The 3,263-nt window shown below is 33.9% G+C and carries 3 protein-coding genes; all 3 read left to right on the top strand.

All coding sequences use genetic code 11. The features are described 5' to 3' along the window. Positions 1-720, top strand: a 720-nt coding sequence (locus tag MWU82_RS23865; protein WP_247098245.1) for a hypothetical protein, incomplete at its 5' end; no start/stop codon positions are given. Positions 721-988: 268 nt separating this feature from the next. After that, positions 989-1,867, top strand: a complete 879-nt coding sequence (locus MWU82_RS23860; RefSeq protein WP_247098244.1) for an alpha/beta hydrolase — start codon at positions 989-991, stop codon at positions 1,865-1,867. Positions 1,868-2,087: 220 nt separating this feature from the next. Then, complete coding sequence (locus MWU82_RS23855) at positions 2,088-2,954, top strand: hypothetical protein (RefSeq protein WP_247098243.1); 867 nt, start codon at positions 2,088-2,090, stop codon at positions 2,952-2,954. Positions 2,955-3,263 lie beyond the last annotated feature (309 nt).

The following is a 3,263-nucleotide window of genomic DNA, read 5'->3' as shown; positions in this document are numbered from 1 at the left end:
ATTCAACAAGTGAATTTCCTGCAATTAACTATCTTCGGTACAGGCGGACATTTTCCGTTGGAAAAGTCCGCAACTAATCATACACGAACCGTTGTGGTGCATTTACAAAATCCCGAAATGAAACTAATTATTGTCAAATTTTTGATTTTAATATTACTGATTTCTTCCTGTACAAATCAAAAAAGGGAATTAAAGGAATATGGCTATGCGAAAAAAGAAAATGATAGTTCAAAAGTGTCGCTTAGACTTGGGGATTTTATAACATATGGAGATTTTGTTGACCGAATTCATGAAGTAACTTGTAATGATAGTATCCCTAGAATTGTAATTGAAACAAAAAAAAATGTTAGGCATATTTATCCTACCGAATATTGTGAACCGTTCATATTTGACCCTGCAGGAAAACATTATGTGACTTTCGACAGGGGCAAAATATATCACCAAGGTATGTTACCGGAAATTAATCTGGACTCGCTTTCTGCGATGTTACGAACGGAATTCTCATATTATTATTCATCCAATTCAACTGACAAGCCTGACAACTTTTTTGTAATTATTGAATCTATGCGGGACGGAAAAACGGATGGAATTGAAAGTTTTGTAAATACATTGGCTATGAAATATGATTCATTGAAAACTGATATTGTTTTAAATATTTCGTTTTGGGAAGTTGTACCACATATACCGCCACCGCCTGCATTTAAAAGTGAAACTGAATAAAAAAACGACACCACAACAAAGCCTAAACGTAATGCGGACTTTAGGGCAAAACCGAAAGGTCTGTGTATGTTTATAAAGTCGCTAAATCTTATGGATTTAGCTTTGGACAAACAAAAAATAAAACTAAACAATAAACTTTAGCTTCGTGGGTAGACCACGCCTTTAGCGTGACAGGCGGAAACGGGCCAGCGCGCCAACTCGCCCGCTGCTAACGCAGACGGCGTACCTCCGCACTACGCTTAGCCGAACCGTTAGCTACAATTAAAACATGATGAAAATTATACCAAAATTATTCATTTTCCTTCTTACAGGTTTATTCTCTTTAATCTCAACTGCTCAAGTTCAATTAAACTTTGATTTTGATACACCATATGGCAACAACCAAGCTGTTGGGAAATATTTTGAAATTAATGGAGCTAGGATTTATTTCGAGGAGTATGGTGAAGGAGAGCCTCTTTTACTTATTCATGGAAATGGTGGAAGTATTATTTGGATGGGTAATCAAATAGATTATTTCAAAAAAAAATACAGAGTAATTGTTGCGGATAGCCGAGGTCAAGGAAAGTCTGAATTAAAAACTGATTCATTGACGTATAAGCAAATCACAGAAGATTGGGAAGGATTGGTAAATCATTTAAAACTTGATTCCCTAAATATTATTGGCTGGAGTGACGGTGGAATAATTGGTCTAAAAATGGGAATTAACAATAAAGTCAAGATTAAAAAAATTGTGTCTATGGCTGCAAATCTAAGACCAGATACAACAGCAGTTCATCCATACGTGGTTGATATAATCAAAAAAGAATTTGACGTGGTAAAATTAAAAATAAAAGAAAAAGACAAAACCGAAAATTGGAATTTGAAAAAACAACTTTTAGGATTAGTTGGAGAACAACCTAATATACCAATCACAGATCTTTCCAAAGTTAAAGCAAAAGTATTAATCTTGGCTGGAGATGAAGATGTAATTAAAAGCGAGCATAGTATTGAAATATATGAAAATCTCGAAAAGGCACAACTTTGTATTATGCCAGGTGAAACACATTTTACTCCTTCCTCTAATCCAGATTTATTTAACAGTATTGCGAATAGATTTTTGTCAGAACCTTTTAAAAGGCCAAAGTCTGATGCATTTATAAATAACTAATGCTAAAAAATAACTGTAGCTAACAAAACCTATAAGTAATGCAGGTTTTGGTGTTAATTTCAATGGTTTGTGTATATTTATAAGGTCGCCAAATCAGTTTGATTTGGCATTTAAAACATTAAAAAATAAAACGCAAACAAAACGCTTTGGCTACGTGCGCAGACGGAATCAAAAATGATTCCTTGACTCCGCACTACTCATAGCTTAAACGTTGTACGCAATGACAAAAAATCAATTTGCCACAATTGTAATTTTTATAATGCTAATTGCTTGTAAAGAAAATACAAGTGATAAAACAGGCGCTATACCAGATTCAAAATTGGAAAAAGGACTTTCAGAACAAGTTCTATATTATGAACGGAATCCAAACCAAATCTTTAAAAGAACAGTTACGAAAACAGAATTTGATAGTGTTTATTTTTATTACGATAACGGAGTACTTTTCAAAAATGGAAAAAAAACTAAAACAGGTAAGAAATTTGGAATATGGAATTTGTACGACCGCAACGGTATTTTAAGGGAAATTCGAGAATGGTTTGTCATTAAAGGTAGCGAAAAGGCGAACAGAGCCTGGTTTCTGAATGAAAAAATGGACACTATAGCCTGGCGGACGCAAGATTCCATTTTTAAGCAGAAGGAGTTTATTAATGACACCATTAATTTTAGAAACACTGTTTGGGATCAGTTTATTTTTAACAAGGATACTATTCCACTATCCGAACCTATACGAGGCATTGCTTTCTGCAACTCAAAGTCGATACAAAATGAGGAAACAGCTAAAATAAAGGTTGTTATTGCCCTACATGACAGTATTAACTTTAATTCCGATTTTTCAAATGAAGAACTAATTAAAACTGTAACTTTTAATTGCCTATCGATTGACACACAAAATCAAAAATATTTTACTGATTCCGATTTAAATTATACAGCCGTATTCGGACTTCGATTCGACAGTCCTGGTGAAAAAATCCTAAGAGGCTATATGCAGGAGTATTCATACGGACCTTTTAAGGACAAAACGATTGACAGTATAATTGGGTTAAAACGCTATTTTGAAAAAAGGCTATACGTGAAAGATACAATGTAAGAAAACACTGCGTACAACAGAACCTATAAGTAATGCGGGCTTGGTCTTTCATTCCAAGTTTTGTCTATATTTATGAAGTCGCAAAATCTTTCCGATTTTGCTTTTGAAATTTTAAAGTAAAAAGAAAACGTAAAGCTTTTGCTTGGTGCATGGACAAAAGGCAAGTACAGGTCTACTCCCCCACTACTCATAGCTCAAGCGTTGTGGTGCATTATCTCACTCAAGTCGAAAATTCCAAAAATTTACTGCGGATTAAAAATAAATATCTTAAATTTGTATCCAAGTAGATACAGTTTTTATGTTCTTTAT

It is taken from the genome of Arenibacter sp. S6351L, assembly GCF_023016025.1.
Taxonomy (GTDB): Bacteria; Bacteroidota; Bacteroidia; order Flavobacteriales; family Flavobacteriaceae; genus Arenibacter; species Arenibacter algicola_B.
Note: the sequence above shows the minus strand (reverse complement) of the source record. Positions and strands in the feature narration are given on the sequence as shown.